The 23933-nt window shown below is 66.3% G+C and carries 19 protein-coding genes; 9 read left to right on the forward strand and 10 right to left on the reverse strand.

Annotated elements, in window-relative coordinates; all coding sequences use genetic code 11:
* Positions 1–196: 196 nt before the first annotated feature.
* Positions 197–1327 (forward strand): Gfo/Idh/MocA family protein, encoded by a 1131-nt coding sequence (locus P1N55_RS02025; protein WP_276277357.1) that lies wholly within the window; start codon positions 197–199, stop codon positions 1325–1327.
* 127 nt (positions 1328–1454) lie between these two features.
* Here P1N55_RS02025 and P1N55_RS02030 read toward each other — a convergent pair whose 3' ends face one another.
* Complete coding sequence (locus P1N55_RS02030; RefSeq protein ID WP_276277358.1) at positions 1455–2477, reverse strand: DUF1616 domain-containing protein; 1023 nt, start codon at positions 2475–2477, stop codon at positions 1455–1457.
* Positions 2478–2797: 320 nt separating this feature from the next.
* Between P1N55_RS02030 and P1N55_RS02035 the strand changes: the two genes are divergently transcribed.
* Positions 2798–4153: a polysaccharide deacetylase family protein gene (locus P1N55_RS02035; protein WP_276277359.1), complete on the forward strand. Its 1356-nt coding sequence runs from the start codon at positions 2798–2800 to the stop codon at positions 4151–4153.
* A gap of 69 nt (positions 4154–4222) precedes the next feature.
* The gene (locus P1N55_RS02040) at positions 4223–5185 is read left to right on the forward strand and encodes a glycosyltransferase family 2 protein (protein ID WP_276277360.1); all 963 of its coding nucleotides are present in this window, start codon (positions 4223–4225) and stop codon (positions 5183–5185) included.
* Here the strand turns inward: P1N55_RS02040 and P1N55_RS02045 are convergent.
* A complete protein-coding gene (locus P1N55_RS02045; RefSeq protein ID WP_276277361.1) occupies positions 5166–7022 on the reverse strand; it encodes an asparagine synthase-related protein in 1857 nt (618 codons plus the stop codon). The two genes, P1N55_RS02040 and P1N55_RS02045, sit on opposite strands and share 20 nt — an antisense overlap.
* 303 nt (positions 7023–7325) lie before the next feature.
* Here P1N55_RS02045 and P1N55_RS02050 point away from each other — a divergent pair, with 303 nt between their 5' ends.
* Entirely contained in the window at positions 7326–8234 is a 909-nt protein-coding gene (locus tag P1N55_RS02050) for a hypothetical protein (protein WP_276277362.1), read from the forward strand.
* 98 nt (positions 8235–8332) lie between these two features.
* Here the strand turns inward: P1N55_RS02050 and P1N55_RS02055 are convergent, their stop codons facing one another.
* The 3 genes from P1N55_RS02055 to P1N55_RS02065 form a co-directional block, all read right to left on the reverse strand.
* The gene (locus tag P1N55_RS02055) at positions 8333–10990 is read right to left on the reverse strand and encodes a hypothetical protein (RefSeq protein WP_276277363.1); all 2658 of its coding nucleotides are present in this window, start codon (positions 10988–10990) and stop codon (positions 8333–8335) included.
* 261 nt (positions 10991–11251) lie between these two features.
* Positions 11252–12646, reverse strand: a complete 1395-nt coding sequence (locus P1N55_RS02060) for a sulfatase (RefSeq protein WP_276277364.1) — start codon at positions 12644–12646, stop codon at positions 11252–11254.
* 75 nt (positions 12647–12721) lie between these two features.
* Positions 12722–14230 (reverse strand): lipopolysaccharide biosynthesis protein, encoded by a 1509-nt coding sequence (locus P1N55_RS02065; protein ID WP_346430022.1) that lies wholly within the window; start codon positions 14228–14230, stop codon positions 12722–12724.
* 810 nt (positions 14231–15040) lie between these two features.
* Between P1N55_RS02065 and P1N55_RS02070 the strand changes: the two genes are divergently transcribed.
* The 3 genes from P1N55_RS02070 to P1N55_RS02080 are packed head-to-tail and all read left to right on the forward strand — an operon-like array spanning position 15041 to position 18351.
* Positions 15041–16126: a DUF354 domain-containing protein gene (locus P1N55_RS02070; protein ID WP_276277366.1), complete on the forward strand. Its 1086-nt coding sequence runs from the start codon at positions 15041–15043 to the stop codon at positions 16124–16126.
* Positions 16123–17373, forward strand: coding sequence for an antibiotic ABC transporter permease (locus P1N55_RS02075; RefSeq protein ID WP_346429990.1), 1251 nt, complete (start codon positions 16123–16125; stop codon positions 17371–17373). Before P1N55_RS02070 ends, P1N55_RS02075 begins: the two co-directional genes overlap by 4 nt.
* Complete coding sequence (locus tag P1N55_RS02080) at positions 17374–18351, forward strand: hypothetical protein (RefSeq protein WP_276277367.1); 978 nt, start codon at positions 17374–17376, stop codon at positions 18349–18351.
* A 58-nt stretch (positions 18352–18409) separates the two neighbouring features.
* Here the strand turns inward: P1N55_RS02080 and P1N55_RS02085 are convergent, their stop codons facing one another.
* Positions 18410–18781 carry a hypothetical protein gene (locus P1N55_RS02085; RefSeq protein ID WP_276277368.1) on the reverse strand — a complete coding sequence of 124 codons (372 nt, stop codon included), beginning with the start codon at positions 18779–18781 and terminating at the stop codon, positions 18410–18412.
* Positions 18782–18890: 109 nt separating this feature from the next.
* On the opposite strand from P1N55_RS02085, the gene P1N55_RS02090 reads away from it, so the two are divergent.
* Both P1N55_RS02090 and P1N55_RS02095 read left to right on the forward strand, forming a co-directional pair.
* Entirely contained in the window at positions 18891–20249 is a 1359-nt protein-coding gene (locus P1N55_RS02090; RefSeq protein WP_276277369.1) for a hypothetical protein, read from the forward strand.
* Positions 20250–20371: 122 nt separating this feature from the next.
* A complete protein-coding gene (locus P1N55_RS02095; RefSeq protein WP_276277370.1) occupies positions 20372–21907 on the forward strand; it encodes a right-handed parallel beta-helix repeat-containing protein in 1536 nt (511 codons plus the stop codon).
* Positions 21908–21949: 42 nt separating this feature from the next.
* Here the strand turns inward: P1N55_RS02095 and aglF are convergent, their stop codons facing one another.
* The 4 genes from aglF to P1N55_RS02115 all read right to left on the reverse strand — a co-directional run bounded on the left by aglF (position 21950) and on the right by P1N55_RS02115 (position 23895).
* Entirely contained in the window at positions 21950–22678 is a 729-nt protein-coding gene (gene aglF, locus P1N55_RS02100) for a UTP--glucose-1-phosphate uridylyltransferase AglF (RefSeq protein ID WP_276277371.1), read from the reverse strand.
* A 43-nt stretch (positions 22679–22721) separates the two neighbouring features.
* Positions 22722–22991: a 3-keto-5-aminohexanoate cleavage protein gene (locus tag P1N55_RS02105; protein WP_276277372.1), complete on the reverse strand. Its 270-nt coding sequence runs from the start codon at positions 22989–22991 to the stop codon at positions 22722–22724.
* Positions 22961–23581: a 3-keto-5-aminohexanoate cleavage protein gene (locus P1N55_RS02110; protein WP_276277373.1), complete on the reverse strand. Its 621-nt coding sequence runs from the start codon at positions 23579–23581 to the stop codon at positions 22961–22963. The genes P1N55_RS02105 and P1N55_RS02110 overlap by 31 nt, the downstream gene beginning before the upstream one ends.
* Positions 23582–23685: 104 nt before the next feature.
* Positions 23686–23895, reverse strand: coding sequence for a hypothetical protein (locus P1N55_RS02115; RefSeq protein WP_276277374.1), 210 nt, complete (start codon positions 23893–23895; stop codon positions 23686–23688).
* Between the last annotated feature and the right edge of the window lie 38 nt (positions 23896–23933).

Consider the following 23933-nt stretch of genomic DNA (forward strand, 5'->3'; position numbering starts at 1 on the left):
TGATCGTGAGTCGCCGGGACAGATAATTAGCCAGCGCGTACCGCCCGATGTCGTCGCCGACGGCGTTTCGCTCCCCTCGCTGTGACGCGGTCGCGAGCACGCTCCCACTCACCACTGTCGGAGTGAATCCGAGACGCGAGGGCGGCCGACAGTACGCGGCTTCTAACCTTGTGAACTCGGCCACACTGGTTCACCGATGACCTACAAGGTTGCAATCGTGGGGACCGGTGCGGACCCGGACAATCCAGACACCGACGGGTTCGCCATGGCGTACCGACACGCCGGCGCGTACGCCCGACTGGACGCGTGTGAGCTGGTCGGCTGTGCCGACATCGTCCGGGAGAACGCCGAACAGTTCGCCGAGCGCTGGGACATCCCGGCCGGGAACGTCTTCGAAGACGCGAGGGAGATGCTGGCGGCCGTCGAACCCGACATCGTCAGCGTCTGTGTCCCGCCACACGTCCACGCCCCCGTCGTGATGGAGGTCGCCCGGGGCGAGAGCGTCCGGGCCATCCACTGCGAGAAGCCGATGGGTACGACGTGGGAGGACTGCCGGGAGATGGTCGAGACGTGCGACCAGCGCGGGGTGACACTGACCTTCAACCACCAGCGCCGCTTCGCGGGCCCGTTCACGAAGGCCAAGGAGGCGCTCGATGACGGCACCATCGGGACGCTTGAACGGATCGAGATCGGCGGCGACAACCTCTTTGACTTCGGGTCGCACCTCTTTGACCTCTGTGGCTACTTCACCGACCAGGCACGGGCCGAGTGGGTGCTGGCAGGCCTCGACTACTCCGAGGAGAACGTCCAGTTTGGCGCCCACAACGAGAACATGGCTATCGCGCAGTGGCGCTACGAGAACGGCGTCTACGGACTCGCCGCGACCGGCGACGACAGCATGCTCTCGTGTCTGCTACGCCTGGTCGGCAGCGACGGCGTCATCGAGATCGGCGGGGACGAGGCTCCCCTCCGGGTCCGGACCGACGGCGGGTGGCGCACGCTCGACACCGGTGGCGACACCGTTCACGGCCCGAAGGGGTCGCTCGTCGAGGCCGCGAAACAGCGCGTCGCCGCCCGGTTGCCGATGGTGAGCGCCGAGCGCGCTCGCACTCCGACGCTGATCGACCGGGCCATCGCCGACGTCGTCGACGCGGTGGACGCCGACAGCGAATCTGCCCTCTCGGCGTCGAACGCGCTGCAGGCGACAGAGCTCATCTTCGCCTGCTGGGAGTCCTCGCGCCGGCGGACGCGCGTCCACCTGCCGCTCGAGATCGCCGACAACCCCCTCGAGTCGATGGTCGAGGAAGGCGAACTGCTGGCCGACTGATTCTCGATCCGTCGCGTCGACGGTCCACGTAACTGTGACAGCTGCACTCAAATGGTCGAGACGACCGTCTCCGAATCGCTGTTCGCTGAAAAGCGTCGCGTTCGATATCGTACCGGGTACCGGACAATCAGGCGGGTTCGGTGACGTCGACGGACAGCGACAGGTACCGGTAGGCGTTGTCGGTGGTCGGGTTCGCTGGCGGTGTGCCCGCGTAGACGAGGTAGGCGACCCGCAGGTCTTCGCCGTACAGCGTGGGCGTGACGGTGTGGTCGTACTCCCAGCTCTCGCCGCTCTCGACACGCTGGACCTCACGGAGGAGTTCGGACCGCTCGGTGACCGCTCGTGCGCCCTCGCTCCCCGCCTCGAGTCGCTGTAACTGCACGACGACGGTGTAGACCTTGTCTTCGCCCTCGTGGTTGGACACGCGCAAGACGAGGTCGGCCCGGCCGTCGGGACCGAGCTCGGTGGGGTAGTTGCCTGCCACCAGCTTCCCATCGGGTGATTCCGTCAACAGCGACGCCTCGGTGTACGTGACGCCGTCCTGGGGGGTCGTGAGCGCCATGGCGAAGGTGCTCATCGCCGCGATGACAACCACTGCCAGCCCGACGTTGAGAAGGACGTCGACGGTGTTGCCCTGTAACCCACGGTAACCCTCGCCCAGCCAGTACCAGAACGGGGCCTTGTAGCGTGCGTCGGACGAGGTCCGCAGCCGGCGGACGGTGCCACCGGCCAGCGCCACCACGACGAACGCCGTCACGACGAGCAGGATGTTCTGCACAGTCAGCGGGAGGGCGGAGAAGGCCATGCCTATGCCGAACAGCGGGAGGAGCGCGACGCTGAGCCCGAGCGAGAGAGCGGCCCGCTCGCCCTCGCCGAGGACGCCGTCGTTCAAGTTCTGCCTGAACGGGTTCGCCGTCTGCCGCCCGCGCCGTGCCGGGAACACGAGCGTCGTGAGCGCGTAGCCCGGCAGCAGACACAGGAAGACGCCGGCGAGTAACAGTCGAACGGGCGAGGGGAGCAAGAGCAACGCGACGTTGGCCACTGCGAGCAGGCCCACGATCAGCCAGACGTCCGCGAGCTGCGCGACGAGGGACCGGATGCTATCGCCCACGGTCCCCTCCTCGCGTGTCGGCGTCGAACCCAGCCTCACGACCCGATTCGTCGGTCCGCTCCCGGGCCCCACCGGCCCGCACGTAATCTACGATAGCCATCTTGTAGCGCCACTTTGTGGATATTCGTCTTTGTTATGGTCGTACTATGCTCCCGCGTACAGGCCCGTACGAGCGGCCGGCATCGCATCGCCCGGTCGCCCGGAGATGGTCGAACCGACAGGCCCGCCGCAGGTCGTCGGACGGCGCTGGAACCGTCGCCGTGGCCCACGGCCGTTCCGTTGCCGATACCCGAATAGGCACCTCCTACCGGATATTAGCAAGGCCAGTACAAACCGTTCGGGGAGACACCCGATACCAAATGAACGGGTCCCCAATCTCGCGACGTACCGCCATCAAGGCCGGCGCGATAGCGCTGACAGGGCTCGCGGGCTGTCTCGTGCGGCCGGCGAACTCGAGCCCGGGCGCGGGTAGCGAGGACCAGGAACCGACCGACGGCGACGCTCGTGACGGCCCCGTCGGCACGGACGACGGCTGCTCACCGGCGACGGGGTCGGGGCCGACCGGTCCCCTGACCGTCGAGCTCGACAGCCGCGAGCGCGCTCGCTGTCAGGGGCGCCTCCTCGAGGACTTCAGCAACCTCAGTTACTGGGACGTCTTCGACGGGTCGCTGGCCGGCGGCGAGTCACCGTACCCCGGCCAGTCGGCCCGACTGACGGCGACCGAATCGGAGGTGCGGACGTGGATCGGCCGGTCGTTCGAGGACGGGATCGACCTGAGCGACTGGGACCTCTCGATGGCCGTCCACCCGGGCACCGGCGAGACGCGCGTCTCGAACCTCCGCCTGCAGCTCATGGCCCCGAACCGGCAGAACCGACTGGACATGTGGCGCCCGCTGGACGAGACCGACGGCTGGCTGCGGCTCGACTTCGGCGCGACCAGCGAGGTCGGATCGCCGGACCTGACCGACGTCCGCGAGATCCGCGTCCAGTCGTGGGTCGGCGACGAACGCGAGGCCGACTTCCGCATCGACGAGCTGCGCGTCACGCCGAAACTCGACGAAGGCGCCGTCCTCATCACGTTCGACGACATGTCGCTGTCGCAGTACGAGAACGCGTTCCCGGTGATGCAGGAGTACGACGTCCCCGGCGTCGCAGGGGTCATCCCGCGCCTCGTCGGCACCGAGCAACGTATCGACCTCACCCAGCTGCAGGCGCTGCAGGGCGCCGGCTGGGACGTCGTGAGTTTTCCGCAGGGCGAGTCCGCTCTCTCGGATTTCGTCCGGTCTGAACAGGACGCGATGGTGCGCGGGGCCAAGCAGTGGCTCGTCGACAACGGCTTCGAATCCGGCGCCCGATTCGTCACCTTCCCCTTCGGGCGCGTGACGAAGACGACATTCGACATCGTCTCGAAGTACCACTACCTCGGCCTCTGGAGCGGCCGGTGCCCGAGCGGGCAGCTGACCGGGCCACTGTCTGTCAGCCGGGTCAACGGTGCTGACCTGGAGACGACGAAACAGACGGTCGAACTCGCCCAGAAGTACCGTCAGGTCGTCCCCATCATGTACCGCACGGTCGGCGATTCGACGGACCACGTCGCGACGGCGGCCTTCGAGGAGACGATGCAGTTCATCGACGACCTCGGGGTCCCCGTCGTCACGATGTCGGATCTCTGGGACATGCAGTCCATCGCGGACGGCGCGCCGTCGGCCGAGTGACAGACGAAGCGACAGACGGCGCGGAACAGACGTATCATAACAAAGTGGTTCGTCGGGAACTGACGAGTGATGGAGACAGACACCGAGTCACCGCTGGTCAGCGTCGTCATCCCGACGTACGGCCGCCCGGAGTTTCTGACGGACGCCGTCCGGAGCGTCGTCGACCAGACGTACCCCGAGGTCGAGCTCGTGGTCGTCGACGACCACTCCCCCGACCCGGTCGAACCGTTCCTCGCGGACGTCTCGTTCGACGACCTCGCTCGCGCCGAGGTCGTCCGCCACGACGAAAACCGGGGTGGGAACGCCGCCCGCCGGACCGGCATCGAACGGTCCAGCGGCCAGTTCGTCGCCTTCCTAGACGACGACGACTACTGGGACCCGACCCTGGTCGAGCGCGTGGTCTCGGTGTTCCAGGCGTCCGGCCCCGACGTCGGCGTCGTCATGACCGGGACGCGCATCGTCGACGAGGAAGGTGACGAACTCGGGAGGGTCGTCCCGGACGCCGAGGGGGACGTGACCGAGGGCATCCTCCGCGGGACGGTCCGGGCGGGTTCGTTCTCCCGCTTTACCGTCCGTCGGAGCGTCATCGACGCGACGGGTCTCCCGGACGAGCAATTGCCCAGCTGGCAGGACTTGGAGTGGCACATCCGCCTCTCGACGAACTGCGAATACGCGTCGCTCAGGGAGCCCGTCGTCACGCGACGGGTCACCTCACACGACCAGATCACCGACGACTTCGAGGCGAAGCGAGACGTCTCGTACCCGCTCTTGCTGGAGAAACACCGCCCGCTGGCCGCCAGGTTCGGCCGGGGAACCGAGCGGCGCTTCGTCTCGACGCTGACGCTCACGCTCGGGTCCTCCGCGCTGCGAAACGGGTATTACGCGACGGCTGTCCGGACGTTCGGCCGGGCGATCAGGTACGACCCGCTCGCCCCGAAGGCGTACCTGTACCTCCTGCTGGCGGTGGGCGGACCGTTGACGTACAAGCCGGCGCAAGGACTCCGGCGAAAACTCAAGACTTCGATAGGATAGGTGTCGAGCGACCGGTCACTCGGCCGTGCCGGCGCTGGCAGTGGGTCTGACGGGCGTTTCGCTGTCGGTCGAATTTATCGAGGTGCAACTGGAACCAGCGTTCGACCGTCGAGAGCGCCGCGAGCGGCCCGAGGTTGTTCGCCTCGCCGTTCCAGTGGGCCGTCCGCAGCGCCTCGATGGCGTCCGCGTCGAACACCTCGCGTTCGCACGCGTCGTCGAGGAGGCCGTCGATCATCGCTCGCATCTCGTCGTGGTCCTCGTACCACACCTGCTGGAGGCGTCGCCCGCCGTAGGCGTTCTTGCCGAGCAGTCGCTTGGTGGCCGTGTTGACGACGAAGCCGACGACGTGGAGCCAGAGCGGACGGCTCGGGGGCATCTTGGTCCGTTCGTAGGGGATGCCGTTCAGCCCATAATCCAGCCGCCGCGCGAGTTCGAGCTTCCCGCGTGACGTGCCGGCCGGAATCGTGCCGCCGGTGAACGGAATGGTATCGCCGCGGTACTCCAGGGGGAGTTTGCTCACGGCGTCGAGGAACCCGCTTGTACAGATGGGGATGCGGCTCCCGACCTGACTCCGGGCCAGCGGGTTGCTGGCGAACTCGCCGCGGGCCATGTAGTTCCGGTAGTAGCAGTCCAGCGCCTTCCCGACCGAGTCCGGCGCCGTCGAGTCGGCGACGACGCTCCGGTAGGTCGCCATCGGATCGACGTCGGCGGCCAGCAGCCGTCGGACGTCGCGCCGACTGCTCTGGTGTTTCTCCTGGTAGAGGGACTCTTCGACGGTGTCGTAGCGACTGAGCACGTCCTGGCTGAGGCCGCCACCGAGCATGGTCCCCTGGCCACAGCCCTCAAGGACGACGTCGGCCGGGTCCTCGATGTTGAACACGGCGGTGAGGTTGAGGAAGGTCCGCCAGGTCAGCATGCCGCTGGTGAGCGTGACGGCGTCGTCGAAGACGTCCACGAACCGGTCCGGGGTGAGCGGGACCTCCTCGTTGCGCGCGCCCAGGCGCTCGGATATCTGGCGCGCGATGCGCCTGTTCCCGCCGTTCGAGGGGTTGGCGTTGTAGGTGTAGGTGGTGATGGTATCGAAGTGCTCGCACAGTTCGCCGGCGAGAGTCCGACTGTCGAGGCCGCCCGACAGCCAGAGGCCGATGGACCCGTCCATGGTGGCGGACGTGTCCGCGACGGCCTGCCGGTACGCCTCGACGATGGGCGCCATCGGGTCGTCCTGCGGGCCGGTCTCGAACTCGAACTGCCAGTACGAGCGGACGTCGCGGATCCCGCCTTCGTATTCGAGGACGGACGCCGCGGGGAGCGCCGATATCTCCTCGACGAGGGTCTTCTCACCCCAGACCTGTCCGATGAGCAGCATGTCGCTGAGGCCCTGGGCGTCGATGGTCGGACCGGACACCGCCGCGAGCGGCGTGGCGAGGTTCGAACCGAACGCGAACGGGCCGTCGCTGGTGTAGAAGCACTGACGCGTCCCGAGCTTGTCGGTCCCGACGACCATGCGGTCGGCGTCCCGGTCGAGCGCGACGAGCAGGAAGGGGCCGTCGAGGGCGGCCAGCGTCTCGTCGGGCCGGGAGAGGACCGCCTCGAAGAGGCCTTCGCTGGAGAGTTCGAGGTCGTCGAGGTTCGTGATGGCCCCGTAGACGACGCCCGCACGGTGGTCGTCGTGCCACGTCAGTCCTCCGCCGGGGTCCCTCTGTCCGTGGTGGACGAGCGCGACACCCAGGTCGCCGAAGTCGACTGCGTCGACCTCGTACCAGGATTCCTCGTGCATGGGCTCGAGCAGAGAGTCGAGCGGCGTCGACCCGGTCGACCCGCCGGCGACGCCGGTCATCGGGCACTCACCGTCCAGATATGACTCGTGGGGTCCACGGCCGACGGACTCCGCCGCGTCGTCGGTGCGTCGGGCTGTAGTACCGTCGAGGCGAGCAGTATCGGTAGGTGCGTCCGTCGTCGTATCATGGCAAAGTAGTCCCGGGGAACGAGCCGGTTCGAGTCGGCCCGCTGGGGGATACCGGTAGTACTGCCGTCGTCAGACATTGTTATCGGTAGACTAAATGGCCACGCCGACGCCCGGCTGCCGGTTTCGGGGGTGTATCGAGACAATAACAATGCATAGATATCGGAAAGGACGCCCATGTACGATTTTCAGCAAGTGCTGCGCGGGATGGCCAACCCCGGCCTGGCCGTCCGTGAGGTGAACCGCCTCTATCACACCCGGCTTGGCCGCCAGACCGGGAATCCCCGGGGCATCGACGTCTTCGAGGAGGACTGGGACAACCTCCTCATCCTCGATGCGTGCCGGTACGACATGTTCGAGGAACAGCACTCACTGCCGGGCACGCTCGAGTCACGCATCTCGAAGAGCTCGCACACCAGCGAGTTCCTCAAATCGAACTTCGCCGATCGCGACCTCCGGGACACCGTTTACGTCACGGCGAGTCCGATGTACTACCGCAACAGGGACCGCCTGAACGCCCAATTGCACGACGTGATCAACGTCTGGCAGGACTTCGGGTGGCACGAGGAGTACCGGACGGTGCTTCCCGAGACGGTCCGCGAGTTCGCGCTGGACGCCGCCGAGACGTATCCCGACAAGCGCCTCGTCGTCCACTTCCTCCAGCCCCACTACCCGTTCATCGGGCCGACGGGCCGGCAGCACTTCGACTTAGACCAGCTGAACTTCGAGTGGGACAGCGCGCTCACTGGCGACCTGGGCATCTCCGATGCGGTGCTGTGGGCCGCCTTCCGCGAGAACTTAGACGTGGCGCTCCCGCACGTCGAGGCGCTCATGACCGAGTTACAGGGTAAGACGGTCGTGACGGCCGACCACGGGCAGATGATCGGCGAGCGCTCCGCGCCGCTGCCGGTGACCGACTACGGCCACCCGCCGGGACTGTACACCGAGCAGCTGGTGACGGTCCCGTGGCTCGTCTACGAGAACGGGCCGCGCAGGGAGATCACCGCCGACGCGGCCGCCAGCGAGGACGCCGACGTCAGCGAGGAGGCAGTCCAGGACCGCCTCGCTGACCTCGGATACCTCTGACCAGGTGGAGTTCGAAAAGCGATGGGGAATCGTACGGGTCTGCCTCGGTGAGCGCCACGCCGTCTCGGGTCGACGGCTGACCCGACCGGCGGTGGCGGTTACGACGAGACGACTGTCTGGTCGGTGACGGAGTTGCCCGCCAGGTCGGTCACGGTGATCGACACCGTGTAGTCGACCCCGCCGCCCTTCTTGAAGCGATACTCGTCGGTGTCCGAGGCCGTGCTCGTGCCGTTGAACGTCCAGGACGTGCTGCGGACGACGGACCCGGAGTCGTCGGCGATCTCGATCGAGACGGTGTCGAGGTCGCCGTCGACGTCGGAGACGTCCCAGTTGATCGTGATCTCTGCGTGTGGGTCGTTCCGACCGGCCTCGGAGACGTTGAAGCGGTTCACCACCGGCGGGGAGTCCGTCGTGGCCTCGCCCGAGGTGAACGTCTTCGTACCGCCGGTCGCCGCGTCGCCGTCCGACGCGGTGGCCGTCGCCCGGTACTCGTAGTCCGTGCTACCGCTCAGCCCCGAGACCGACTGCGAGAACGACCCGGCGGCCGACAGCGTCTGGGCCGCAGTGGCGGTCCAGGACCCGCCGACGGGCCGGTACTCGAAGGCGACGTCGGCTGAACTGGCTCCACCGAGGTCGGAGAGCGTGCCGTCGAGCGTCGCCGACGTGCTGCCGACGTCGCTGACGGCGTCGGTAGTCACGGTCAGCGCGGGTTCGCTCGTGGTCCCGTCGAAATTGGCGGGGTCTATCTGGGACCCGTTCAGGTAGACGGTGGTGCCGCCCTCGACGAACTCCAAGGACTCCAGCTGGCCAGAGAACTGGAGGCCGTCCATCTCGTCGGTGACCCAGCCGTCGACGGTGCCGCCGTCGACCGTATCGTACTGGCTGAGCGACGTGCCGAAGGCCGGGTGGTCGACGATTTCACCGGAGACAGAGGCCACGTAGTTCGTGGTCGTGCCGTCCCCGACGATCTGGAGGGTATTGGGGTACGCCGAGTCCGCGCTCAGCGTCGCCGGGTCCACCTGCACGCCGTTGACCGACACCTCGGCCTCGCCCTCGACGAACTCGACGCTCCCGATCGCCTTCGAGTAGGTGTAGGTGTCGTTGGTGCCGTCGCTGGTGATCCAGGCGTCGACGGACGACTCGTTGACCGTGTCCCAGTCCTCGATGTCGCCGGTCGCCTCGACGGTCCCGCTGACCGCGTACTGGTAGTTGGTCGTGGTGCCCGTGCCGGTGACCGTGACCTGGTTGTCCAGCGTCGTGGTCGTCGTGTCCTCCTCCTCCTCGGGCGTGGTGGTCTCCTCATCGGTCGAATCAGCGGGTGCGGAGGTGTCCGGAATCTCGCAGGCGTCCCGCGAGACGTTGTCGTAGACGTCGACGCCCGAGACCGGCGACGAGAGACAGCCGCCGTCCATGACAGCGGGTCGCCCGCCGACGACCTCCAGTTCGCCAGCGCCGGAGAACTGGCTGTCGATGACGTCGATGCTCTGGTCCGGGGCAGGGTCGCCCCACCGCGGGTCGGTGCGCGCGTAGACGGCGTTGACGGCCGACACCTCCGAGCGAACGCGGCTGTTCCGGATCTCGAGGGGACCGGCGTTGCCGTCGACGAAGATGCACCGACCGCGGTCGGGACCGCTCTTGTACATGAACTCGCAGTTCTCGACGAGGATGGGCCCGGGCGTCACGCGCTTTGTCTCACAGATGACGCCGTGCGGGTTGATGAACTCCCCGCCGATGTCCGGGTCTGCGTTCTCCGTGTCGATGAGAAACGTACAGTCCCGGATCGTGTTCTGGTCGCCGCCGCCACCGCCGATGCGGATGGACGTCTGGTTGTTGTTCTCGAACAGACAGCTTTCGTAGTGGACCGTCCCGGGCGTCCGGGAGGCGTAGACGGCGTTCGTACCCGTGTTCGCGAAGTGGCAGTTCCGGAAGAGGATCGACCCCTCGTGGCGCTCGCCCAGCCAGACGGGGCCCTCGTTGGAGTTGCCGTCGAGGTGGCCGTGCGAGACGATGTCCGTCGGGCCGGTGCGCTTGACGCCGTCGATGACGGCCGAGCCGTTCGGGTCGGTGGCCATCGGGACGAGGTTGTTGACGGCGCCGGCCTCGTTGACCGGATTGAACCCGACGTAGTGGACGTCCTGGACCCGGATGGCGTCCGGACCCCGGATGACCATCCCGAGGCTCCCGTCGTTGTCGGAGCTGTAGTCGAGGGTCACGTTCTCGACGAGCTGGCCGCTGCCGCCGTTGGTCTTCAGGAAGAACTTGCCCTCGCCGGCGTCGGTGAAAAAGCGGACGTCGCCGGGGGTCGACCCGAGCCCGCAGATCCCCCAGTTGTCCGGCGACCCGAAGGTGTTCGTGCTCTCGAAGTAGTAGTCGCCGGCCGGGAACTCGATGAGAACGTTCCCGTCACTGAGGGTGTTCTCGAGCGCCGAGTCGATGGGGTCGTTCCCGTTTGGGTCCATCCCCAGGTCGTCGACGGCGTCGACGACCGTCCCGAACTGGATGCCGTAGCGTTCCGTCGCGGCGGCGGCGCTCCCGACGATGCCCGTCGAACTGACGGCGACCGCGGCGGCGCCGAGTCGGAGGTAATCACGCCGGTTAAGGTCTGGTTTCCAGCGACCGTCGGCCGCCTCGTCTGGCGCTTCTCCCGCCTCCGCGTCGGGGGGCGTCGATTCTCGTTCACGCGCTCCGCGGGGGGTTGCGTCGGTCCGTTCCGTCCCGGTAGGGACATCTTTCTGCGGTGGTGTTTCGTCGTCCATCGCTGTATCCGAGACTTAATAGGCCCTTAATTAGCCGTTCTTCCCAGCTTACTCTAGCATACACTCCACTGACCCCCACGTTGCGAGCCAGGTAATCTCGTTTACGTACCAGTCGGCGCGATATCAACCAGAAGTACAGCTCTATCCTCCATCAGCCGATGGACTCTCAACCGGACTCGCTCTGTAGTAAGAGCACCTTACTGGCCCGAACAGCCGTCAGCGGTCGGTCGGTAGTCCCCGTCTCTCCGGGCCGGGCCGTCCTCAGAGATAGCCGAGGTCCTTGAGCTGGCGCTCCATGTTCCGCGAGAACGCCGCTTCCCCCTCGGACGCGCGCGTCCGTGAGTGCTCGTCGAGCCACTCGGCACAGCGTGCCTGCATCCGCTCGAGTTCGTCGGGGTGGTCCCCGGAGACGTCCACCACCTCGTCGGGGAGCCGGAACAGGGCTTCCCCGGAGTCGCTTCGCTGGTACCGGAAGTCCCGGGTCCTGAGACTGGTCAGGTCGCCCTCGGGGAACGCCGACCCGTCGTAGTCCGGCCGCTGTTCTTTGAGCTGGCGGACCTTCTTGGCCGCTCGCTTCCCGCCCCGCTGGGTGACCGCGAACGGACGCTCGGTCTCCCTGAGGTCGAACCCGGCCGGGACCGGTATCTCCAGGCCACACTCGTTCAGCGCCATCCGCATCGCGTCGGCGTGCTGGACGAGTTCGTCGCTGCCCGCAAGGCCGTCGACGCCGTAGACGACCATCGGGACGTTCGAGACAGCGGTGTTGGCCACGAGCATGTGCGCGAGGAGACCCTGTTCACCAAGCAGTTCGCCGTGGTCCGACGTGACGACGATTATCGGGTCGTCGAGCCGCTGCCGTGCCTCCTCGACGATAGTCCCGGCGAGATGGTCGACGTAGAGCAGGCACTGGTCGTACATGACCTCGATGGCGTTCCACTCGGCGTCCGTGAACGACGCCCCGTTCGCGATGTGTTCGACCAGCCGGTCGGACATGTCCAGCGAGACGGCGAGCGCCTCCTCCAGCGAGAGCTCGAGGTCGTCCTCGAACTGGGTGCGCCACCCCTTGGGCGGGTAGTAGGCGTGGTGGCTGTCACCGATGTGCGTATAGAGGAAGAGCGGGTCGTCCGACGTCTCGGCCTGCCGGATGTGCCGCTTGGCGATCTCGGTTCCCAGGTAGCCGATACAGTGTTTCTTCGTATCGGTCGTCAGCCCGGCCGAGTGGCGGTTGAGGTTGCTCAGGAACTTCGCCATCGTCACCGGGCCGGCCTCCTGCAGGAGGGTGTCGTAGTTGAGATAGTGGAAGTCGTCGAACCCCCTGTCCAGGCCCGTCGCCTCGCTAACCTGCGCGATGGGCGAGATACAGGCGGTGTGGTAGCCGGCCGCGGCCAGCTGCTCGGGTATCGTCGCCACCTCCGAACTGAGTTTGGAGTCGAACGCGAGGACGCCGTGGTCGACCGGCGCCCGCCCCGTGAGTATCGAGGTGCTCGACGTCCGGGTCCAGATGCCGTGCGAGAAGCAGTTCCCGAACGCCGCCCCCCGCGGGTCGGCCGCGAGTCGCGCCAGGTTCGGCGTCGTGTCTCTGTCGTGTCCACCGATGGTGGTGTGGTCCTGTCGGACGCTCTCGAGGGAGATCCAGACGATATCTCGCTGTACCATTATGCTCCCAGTGACTGTCGATCGGTTTAATTCAATGGTGACTACCGCCGCTTTCAGGGAGGGTAGCGCCCGAAATCAGGCCTTGATGCTCGAGATGACGGTCTGGACGTTCTGCCGGACGCCCCAGTTGAACTGGGTCTCGAGGAAGATGACCACGGCGCCGTAGACGACGACACCCAGCACGATGAGCATCGGGAGTTCGAAGACCGGGCGCAGGTCCAGCACCGAGGCGGCGTACCAGCCGACGGCGGCCATCGTCCCGCTCGCGACGAGTGGGTAGAACAGCTCGCGGAGCACCTGCGTGAAGGTGCCGTCGATGGCCTTGACCGTGATGTACATGTCCATCGGCATCATGGGGAAGATGAAGATGCCGGTCACCACGAGCGCGGTGCCGACGATGCCGTAGGCTTCGGTCGCCGGCCAGATGAATATCGCGAGCAGCACCACGCGGATGGCGCTCAGCTTCGTGATGTAGTCCGGGCGGCCGATGGCCTTCCAGAGCGGGCCGAAGGTCTTGGAGATGGCGCGCAGGAGGCCGAATATCGCGAGTATCTGCATCACCGGGATCATCGTCTCCCACTCGGGGCCCAGGAACACCTTGACGAAGCTCGGCGCGATTATCATGATCCCCATCGCCGCGGGGAACGAGACGAACGCGGTGACCCGCAGCGTCTGTAAGTACCCCTCACGGAGCTTGCTGGTGTCTTCCTTGAGCTTCGAGAGCGCCGGGAACATCACGCTCGAGACGACCTGGGCGATCTCGGTCGCCGGCGCATTCGAGAACTGGTAGGCGTACTGGTAGAACCCGAGCGCGGCCGGGGTCAGCAGCCACCCGATGAACGCGTCGTCGCCCTCGCTGTACAGCCAGTACAGGATCGACGAAGCGGTGAGCCACTTCCCGTAGTCGATGAGTTCGCCCGCCTTCGCCCGGTCGAACGAGGGCCACGGGCGGTAGTCGTGGAGGACGTACGACAGCACGAGCATCATCACGTCGCCACTGACGAACCCGATGATGAACGCCCAGGCGGTCGGTTCGTAGAGCGCGTAGCCGACGGCGACGGTCAGCTGGAGGACCTGTCCCGACAGGTAGTAGACGAACCGTTTGTGGAAATCGAGGTTCTTCGAGAAGTACACCACGCCCGGGTTCTGGAGCCCGAGGATGAGCGGCGACAGCCCGATGACGCGGATCATGTCCGCCGCACGCGGGGTGTCGAAGAACTGGGCGATAAACGGGGCCGCGGCGAACAGCACCGAGAAGATGATGACGCCGCGGGCGATCTCTAAGAGCCAGGTCGTGTTGAGATAGCTGTCGACGTTCGAGTCGACCTGCTGGATCAGCTGGGAGTTCAGGCCCATCTTGGTGAACTTCCGGACCCCGCTCAGCGTGAGCAGGGCGATACCCATCAGCCCCACTTCGGAGGGCCCGATGAGGCGCGCGAGGATGATGAGCATGACCAGCTGTAGCGCCCGGCCGAACGCGTTCTGGCCGGCCATCCAGATACCGCTCTTGACGGCGCGTTCGGCGACGCCCCCGCTGGGAATCAGACGGTTGACGAGGTTGCTGAGCTTCGAGCGGAGACCCATGTCAGTACCCCCTCGACGGTCCGCCCGCTCCCGGCGACGGCCGGTCGCCCGGGCGGCGGCCGGCAGCGACACTCGTCGACGACCGATACCGTAGACCGGCGACAGACTGGGATACACACTCTTTCGCGTGCGTCCACGACCCGTGCGCCGGGCGACCCTGCGAGCGGACCGCCTGCCGTATGGCAGACGACCCGCTCGGTCTGGGTGTTGCTTCCATGTGGGACTCACTTTCGATGACCGGGGTATTGTTATGGTCGGGATAATGGATTCACAGACCGACGTGGCAGCCGGTGTTCGGCCGCCCTCCCGCGAAACTTCGGTCCCAGCGCGCTGGCTCGTGTCCGTACCCGCCTGCGGTCGTCGGCGCCGTCACGGTCCCCGTTCACCCGATCACCGAAAACGACGATTACCGCCCCGTGACGGCACGGCACGACCCTCCGGGCGGGTCGAGCGTCCGCTACCGTCACTATGGCCGGTGGGAGAGTACCGGTACCGGTCGACGAAGCTCACCGAACGGACTGCATCCGGTCGTTGACGGGCCCTACTGGTGGTTTCCGCCCCGGTGGCATGACACGGACACCGGCCGGACGAGCCCGCCGTCCGACAGGTTCGGCAGGGACAGGCCGGCCATAACAAAGCCCACAGACGGTTCCTGTTGACACATCCGAGACATGAGAGTGAACAGGCACTACGGCAGCCGTGAACGTCGGGTAGAGCACGTCCCAGTCACACAGCGGTGCGTCGCCGAGTCGTCGCCTCCCAGTGGTGCGAGCGACCGGTCCGGCCGCCGGCCGGCGGGTGGAGGTGCCGATGGCGACTGAGGCGAGCGTCGGGTCCTCCGCCCCTCGGCAGTCCCACGCGTGGGTGGACCTCGTGAGTCCCTCCCACCCGTTTTTCTTCCGTGCGCTGGTCGACGGCCTCGACCCGATGACGACGACGGTGACGGTCCGGAAGAAGACGGAGACGGTGCCACTCGCCCGAGAGGTCGGGTTCGACGTCCGGACGGTGGGCCGTGACTTCGACAACCCGACGGTCCGCAAACTCGGGATTCCCCTCCGGACGGCACAGCTGGGCCTGCAGGCGCCCGACGCCGACCTCGCGCTCTGTTCGCGAAACGCCATGTGCATCCTCGCGGCGAAGGCGCAGGGCATCCCCTCCATCCACTTCACCGACAACGACATCACGGCCCACGTCGACGGCCTCCGGGCGGAGGAACTGTACAACCGCCTCGAGGCGATGGCGACCCACAACGTGGTGCCCGCCGCGTTCGACACCTGGGAGCTCAAGCGCTGGGGGGCCAGCAGCGGGTCGATTCACACCTACGACGGCCTCAAGGAGCACGTCTACGTGGCCGACTTCGAGCCGACCCCGCAGTTCCTCGATACGCTCCCGTTCGACGAGTACGTCGTGGTCCGACCCGAGGCGATGACCGCGGCCTACGTCGACGTCGACCAGTCTATCGTCCCGCGCTTGCTGGCTGAAGTGGTCGACCGTGGCTTCAACGTGGTCTATCTGCCCCGGTCACGCGGCGACGAGACGTACGCGGACGCCTTCCCCGACGACCGGGTGTACACGCCGCCGAACGCGCTGAACGGCCTCGACCTGGCCTGGCACGCCCGGTGTGTGATGACCGGGTCGGGGACGATGGCCCGCGAGGCGGCCTGTATGGAGACGCCCGCGGTGTCGTTCTTCCCGAACTCGTTGCTCTCGGTCGACCAGCAGCTGGTCGACGATGGCCGGGTGTTCCACTCGCGGGACGTCCCCGAGATCGGCGCGTACCTCGCGGGCCTCGACGCGGCCGACGCAGCGCCGAGTCGCGAGCGCGCCCGGACGGTCAGAGACGAAGTCGTCTCGCTCACGCAGGGCCTCGTCGACGACCTGGAGGCCGACAGATGAGCGGGGACGGACTGGAAGCGCCCGCCCGCTCGAACGGCGAGCGGCGAGTCCACGACACGGCACACCGCGACGACCTAGCGGCCGACGACGCGTTCTTGCTCCAGGTGATGCTCGAGACGCTCGAGTACGCCCGGGAGCGGGACTACACCGGATACGACTACTTCGACGGGATGAGCAGCCGCGTCCTCCAGGCGCTTCCCGTCGACAACAAGTGGGTCAACATCGCCGTCCAGGAGAGCATCAAGCGCGCACCGGTGAACGTCAGGCCTTTCCTGCTGGTCGAACAGCGTCAGAACTTCAAGGGGACCGCGCTGTTCTCGATGGCCAACGAGACCGCGTACGCGCTCACTGACGACGAGCGGTACCGCGAGGAGTCGCGGGCGCTCGTCGACTGGCTGGTCGACAACAGAGCCGAGGGCTACGCCGGGTTCTGTGGCGGGCACACCCACGAGATGCAGCAACTCGACGAGCGCCGGCCGGCCAACACGCCCAACGTCGTCCCGACGTCCTACGGCGTCAAGGCGCTCCTCCGGGCAGCGGCGTACGACGACGAGTACGGCGACGTCGCCCGGTCGGCGGCGTCCTTCGTCGCAGAGGACCTGAAATACACCGAGTTCGACGGCGGGGCTCGAATCGTCTACCAGCCGCTCTTCGACGGCGAGTTCTACACGCTGAACGGCGGCGCACTCGGGGCACGCATCCACGTCGACCTCTACGAGGCGTTCGACGACCCCGTCTACCTCGAACGGGCACAGAAACTCCTGGACTACATCGCGACCAAACAGGCCGACATCGGGGGCTGGAAGTACCGCGATCCTCCCTCGGCGTCGCACCTCTCGATGGACAACCACCACAACGGGTTCGTCCTCGAGGCGTACCAGCGGTACCAGGAGGTCGTCGGCGACGACCGGTACCGCGAGACCATCGAGCGGGCGCTCGACTTCCACCGGGAGTACCTGTTCGACGCCAACGGCGCGCCCAACTGGGACGAACAGAAGGCCTACCCGAAGGACATCCACGCGGCCACGCAGGGCATCATCGTCTTCTCGAAGGCCGGCGAGTTCACCGTCGCCCGGAAGATACTGGACTGGGTCTTCGCCAACCTCTATGCCGGCGAGGGGCAGTTCTACTACCAGAAGCGCCGCTTCTACACGAAGCGGTTCACGCTGATGCGCTGGTGTCAGGCCTGGATGGCCTACGCGATATCCGTGTACTTAGAGGAACGCCATCGCGACGGGGGGACCTGAATGGACATAGACATCGTCCGGACGAACCTCCGGAACCACTGGGACGACCCGGCGTGGTGGCGCGAGATAGCGATGCCCTTCGCCGTCCGCGCCACGCTCGTCCAGCCCTACTTCCGGTACGTCCACGGCAACGACGGCATCGACGTCATGGACGAGGAGTGGGACAACCTCCTCATCCTCGACGCGTGTCGCTACGACATGTTCGCCGCGCACAACACCCTGGAGGGCGACCTGCAACGCCGGGTCTCGAAGGGGTCAAACACCGCCGAATTCCTGCAGCGGAACTTCGCTGGGCAGACGTTCGACGACACGGTCTACGTCACGGCCAACCCCCAAGTCGACGTCAACCTCGATGCGCCGTTCTACGAGACGGTGTCGGTCTGGAAAGCGGCCTGGGACGAGGACTTCAACACCGTCCGCCCCGAGGCGATGGTGGCGGCGACCCTCGAGGCCCAGGAGCGGTTCCCCGACAAACGCATCATCGCCCACTTCGTCCAGCCACACTACCCGTTCATCGGGGAGTTCGGCCGCACGCTCGTCGACGATCAGGCCGGCATCGAGCTCTCGAAGCGGCAGGCAACCGGCGAGACCGCCGAGAGCGACCACCACAACGTCTGGGACCTCCTCCAGCGCGGCGTCGTCTCGGAGGCCGACCTCTGGAAGGGGTACAACGAGAACCTCCAGCTGACCCTCGAGCACGTCGCGGACCTGCTCGAGGAGCTGGGCGGCCGCACCGTGGTGACCTCGGACCACGGGAACCTCGTCGGCGAGCGGCCCACCCCATGCCCGGTCCCGTTCCGGATGTACGGGCACCCGCCGTCGGTCTACGCGGACGCGCTCGTCACCGTCCCGTGGCTGGTCGTCGAGAGCGAGACGCGCCGCGACATCGTCGAGGGTGTCGCCGCGGACGAGCGGGCGGGAGAGACAGCCGACGAAGACGGCGCCGAGGAACGACTCCGTGCGCTCGGATACCTGTAACAGGGTCGACACTCCGGCGGGGGGAAGTCCCGGTGTCGGAGCGTTATTCTGACGATAACTATCTGGGAACACCGTCTAGCGGGAGCAAGATGGCATCATGAACGGGACTGGGAACCGTCGGTCCAACCGGCGACAATACGGGCTCAAAGCCGCCCTGCTCGTCGGGTTCGGCGCCCTCGTCTTCGCCTTCGTCACCGCGCACAACAGCCCTGCCACCGGTTACGAAGTATCGATATACTCGGGCACGCCGCTGCTGTACTGGGTCGGCCTCTCGATTGCGCTCCTCGTTGCGATCGGCGTGGCCATCGGGGCCTACGACAACCGACTGGGCTCGCTCGCACTCTTGCTCGCCGTCCTCGGTGTGCTGAGTATCTTCGCCCTCCCGATCATCCGTGGGTACCTGTTCTACGGTCACGGCGATTCCCTGCACCACCTCGGCTGGGCGCGCGACATTGCCGACGGGATGCTCGCCCCACAGGAGATGATATACCCCGGGTTCCACATGATCTCAGTGTTCCTCGCCGCCGTCGGGCGTCGAGATGACTCAGTCAATGCTCTACGTGACGCTCCTGGTGAAACTGCTCTTCGTCGTGTTCGTCCCGCTGGCACTCTACGTGCTGTACTCGAACCGGAAGGCGATCTTCGTCGGCGTCTTCTCGGGGTTCCTGATGATGCCGATAAACCACATCAGCACCCACGAGAGCTTTCACACGTTCTCGATGACGATTCTGTTTACCGCCTTCATCTATTATCTGCTGTTCGCGCACGTGACGAAGAAACACGTCGACGAGGCCCTGCCGCGGTTCCTGTCGCCGACGGGGCTCGTCCTCCCCGTCGCCCTCGTGGCGGTCGTCTTCTTGCACCCCCAGGCCGCGTTCAACGTGTTGCTCCTCTTTGGGACCATCACGCTGGTGCAGTTCGTCTACCGGCGCCGATCTAAGGAGCACGCGGTCTCCCAGATGCGGGGTATCTACGGCCAGTTCGTCCTGCTGGCCGTCGTGTTCGCGCTCTGGGCCGGTCAGTTCGAGAACACGTATCGCGTGCTCGATCTGATGATAACCGGCGTCCAGGAGACCATCACCGGCAACGAGGAGGCCGGGCAAGTCGTCCAGCAACACGGCGAATCGACGGCCGCGGCCGGTGCCAGCCTCGCCGAGATATTCGTGAAGCTGTTCGGCGTCAGCACCATCTACTCGCTGCTGGCCGGCGGCCTGGTCCTCAGCGTACTCTCCTCGCGCTTCCAGGCCCGGTCACAGAAGACCGACGGGGTCGTCATCTACTTCGCGTACGGCGGCCTCGTGCTCATCCCGTTCCTGGGCGTCCACTTCCTGGGCGACATCGATGCCTACCTCTTCAGGCAGGTCGGGTTCGGGATGGTCCTGGTGACCATTCTCGGGGCCATCGCGCTCTTTCACGTCGCTTCGACCCCGTTCCGGCGTGACCTGCGTCCGGTGCTCGGCGTGGCGACGGTAGTGGTCCTCGCGGCGGCCCTGCTCGTGGCGTTCGCCTCGCCGTTCATCCTCCTGCCGAACGCGCAGGTGACCGAGACGGAGATGAACGGGTACGACACGCTGCTGGAGAACCAGGACAAGGAGGTGCGCATCTTCGGCGGGGTGCGGATGGGCGCCGGCCGCTTCATCAACGCTCTCCAGTACAGCGAGGATGGGCGCGACCGTGGCCCGGAGGTGTTCAACGAGACGGTGTTCAACGGGGGGGTGACAGGGGTCTACGACACTGACAAGTATCTCGTCATCAGCCAGTACGATCGGACCCGCGACCTCGAGGTGTACAACGGCTTCCGGTACACCGAGGCGGGCTTCGAGCGCATAAAGACCACAGACGGCGTCCATCGCGTCCAGTCGAACGGCGACGTCAACGTCTACTACATCGACGAGTGATGGCCCGGGGGTCGACACTGGGTGTCACGTGAGTTTCGCCGGCCGTGTTCGTCCACTGACGACGGCCTCATCGCCAGTAGGCCATCAATAACCTTGCACGCAGGAGCCAATCGTCAGCCAACGTGAAGCGACGCGATTTTCTCACTAGGAGCGCCGCACTCGCCGGGGCGGGGGTGCTCGCTGGCTGTGCGTCCCTGTCGTCGGACGATGACGGGGATACAGAGCCGACGCCCTCGAACCGGACCGAGGAGCCGCCCGCCAGTGAGACACCGACCCCCGAGCCCTCCGGCTCCCTGAATCCACGTCACGGAATCTCCTTCGAGACGGTGGTTCACGCCGTCGACGACCTGGGGATGGACCCGAAGGGCAAGAACCCGATCGACGACCAGTTGCTCTCCACGTTCGAACAGGGGAACGTCCTCATCACGTTCCCTCCGGGAACCTACCGCTTCGAGACCGAACCGCCGGCCGAACCGGTCACCAACTGGGGCGTGCTCGGCCTCGGCAAGAACCCCCGCGACGTCCGTTTCGTCACGACGCCCGGCAAGGGCCGCCGATTCGTCAACTCCGACGGCGGCAGCGGCCAGCTCGTCGAGAACGTGGCGTTCGACTACAGCCAATCCAGGGAGGGGAGCCTCGGCTTGGTCATGCGGGCCGAGGACAAGGTCCACGTCCAGGACGTCGAGTTCATCGGCTTCAATCCGGTCGTCGAGAAGGGGGCAATCGACAACCTGGTGCCGATGGCCCTAGACCCCGGCGGGACCGCCGTCGTCGACGGACTGGTCCGCACCGGGCCGACCGACATCGTCTCCCACGGCCACCTCGACAACAACGCGAACGCTGGCTGTATCTGGCTCGGCCAACGACACGTCGGCGACCTGCACATCCGGAACTCCCACATCTCGAATACGGGGACGAACGCCATCTACGCCTCCCGGACCCCGGGGTCCGTCCGCATCTCGGACTGTCTCTTCGAGAACAACAACCAGACCAGCCTGCGCATCGGCGGCGAGGGGTCGGTAGTAGAGAACAGCCGGTTCGTCATCGACGCCGAGACGCTGCATCCGGACAGCCGCGGCTCGCTCATCAACCCTCACGGTATCATCTGGGAGACGGGCAGGCTCGGCAAGACCGGTGGCCGTATTGAGAACTGTGAGTTCATCGTCAAGAATACGCCCGAGCGGACGAAAGCGGCGGTGTGGGCCGACGGCTCGGCCGGCGCCTTCGAGGTGGTTGACTGCCGGTTCGAGATCGACGCCGACGGCGTCCAGGCACTGAAGATAGACGACCCGCGCGACCCCCGCCTCGGCGTCACGGCCGAGCGCCCGTGGAACGTGACGATACAGAATCTCGTCGCCATGGGCAGCTCCTACGGCAAACCGATCATCGAAATCAACGGGCGCCCGGGGTCGCTCATCGAGGGCGGGTGCATCCTCTGGAGCCAGTTCCGCGACGCCATCCTGATCAACGACTCCAACGACACGACGATCCGCGACCTCAACATCGACGTCCAGGGTGCGGACATCACGAACATCGCTTCGACGGTCAACGTCCAGGACCTGACCAGCACCAGCGAGTGTACCGACCTGCCCATCGAGGCGTCACAGCGGAGTCGCGGTGGGAACGTCTCGGTCGGTGACGGCGATACCTCCTCGTAGGCCAGCAAGCGGTGTGGCGCCCACAGCGACACTGCAGGTGCGTTACTGCGTCTGTGTGACCGCCGACTGCAGTCGACGGTCGGCCTCGTCGCGGTCCTCGGGGTAGCCGACGTCGATGCGCCAGCCGTCTATCGGAATCGCGTCGATGGTCCGTCCGGAGTGCAACAGGAGGTCGATGGCGTCGGACAGCTCGTACTCGCCGCGGTCCGAGGGCTGGACGAGGTGACAGGCGTGGAAGATGGCCGGCGAGAACGTGTAGAACCCGGTCATCACCAGGTTCGATGGCGGGTCGGCCGGTTTCTCGACGACGGCGGTTATCTCGCCGAACTCGTTCGTGTCACAGACGCCGTAGCGGCTCGCCTCGTCCCAGGGAATCTCCTCGACGAGGAACGCGGCGTCCGCCCTGGCCTCGTGCTGGCGGTTGACGACGTCCGCTAGGTTCGCCCGGAAGACGTTGTCGCCCAGTATCAGCATGAAGTCGTCGTCGATGCGGTCCTCGACGGTCAGCAGGGCGTGGGCGAGGCCAGCCTGCTCGCGTTGGTGGGCGTACGTGATCGGGATGCCGACGTACTCGTCGCCGAAGTGACTGATGATGTCCTCCTTGCGATAGCCGACGACGAGGTGAAACGCCGTCGCGCCCAGGTCGCGCAGCTGTTCGAAGCAGTCGGTCAGAATCGGGCGCCCGTCGATCTCGACCATGCCCTTGGGCTTGTCGTCGGTCAACGGGCGGAGCCTCGTCCCCTCACCGGCCGCGAGAATGACAGCGTCCATGGGCTGGATACCAGCAGACCGGTATAAAGTATACGTCCGCTTCTCAGGCACTGATGTCGCGTTGCTGGTCGCCAACCGAGATGATGTCTCGCGCCACCTCGAAGGTGGCAAACGAGCGCTGGGAGTGGAAGACGAGTTCGCCGACCCGCTGGACGAGCTGGGCGTTGTCCTGCACCGGGGTCTCGCGGTCGAGATAGAGGTTGTCCTCCATCCCGGTCCGCACGTGTGCGCCGTAGAAGGTGGCGATGGTGGTCAGGGGGTACTGGTTGGGGCCGCTCGCACTCACGAGGACGTTGGCCTGGTCGGGCGGCATCGAGCAGCGCCAGCAACACCTGTGGCGTCGCCACCGTCCCGTCGCGCGCCCCGATTTTGAGCGTCAGGAGCGGATCGGATTCGACGACGTTGGACCGAACGAGTCGGTACACCTCGTTGAGGTCCCGCCCGCTGGTCACGAGCAGGTTGGGCTTGACGTCCCGGTCCCGGAAGCTCCTTGAGGAACCGGTCGACGTCGCGGCGGTTCACCGTGCTGACCCCGCGGTGCCCGTACTGCTCTGGACCGACCCGCACCTCCGCGATGTCCGGCCGCGGGCCCTGGTCGATGACGTCGAGGTAGTCACCCAGTTCGGTGTCCGGGCCGACGCCGTACTCGACCAGCACGTCGGTCGTCTGGGCCCTGATGGCGCGTGCGACCGCGGGCAGGCGCCTCGGCTCCGGCGTCCCGTCGTCGCTCCGACCGTGGACGTGTGCGATGCTGACCCCCTGCAGCTGGCCCTCGTAGACGGCTGTTGCGATCTCCTCGGGCGTCACGGGTACGTAACTCGTCTGTTCGTCTGGCTCGCGGTAGCCGGTCGGTGCGAGGCTGAGAATCAGATCGTCGCCTCGCAGATAGTCGTGGTAAGTCATCGTTTCGTCGAGTCCCCCAGGCAGGAACTGATACCGGTGGCTAGGCCAGAACGGGGTATTGTTATTAGGTGCGTATCCGGCGGCGCGCGGTCCACGACGGCGCGTTACTGTTTCAGTTCACAGAGCGCGCGCTTTCCGACGACGATGAACTCCTCTTCGCCGAGCTGGGACTCGTCGGCCGGGAGAAAGATGTACTTCGAGTCCGTGGCCGATTCGATGACCGTGAGCTCCTCCATCTCGTACCCGAGGTGCTTCTCGGGGTGCGGGTCGTCGGGGACGTCGTCCCAGCTTGTCTCCTCACCGAGCTGTGCCATGTCTTCAGGCCTCCCTGGCATCGGCCTGCCAGGGCCGC

The sequence above is a fragment of the Haloarcula regularis genome (assembly GCF_029338315.1).
Lineage (GTDB): Archaea > Halobacteriota > Halobacteria > Halobacteriales > Haloarculaceae > Haloarcula > Haloarcula regularis.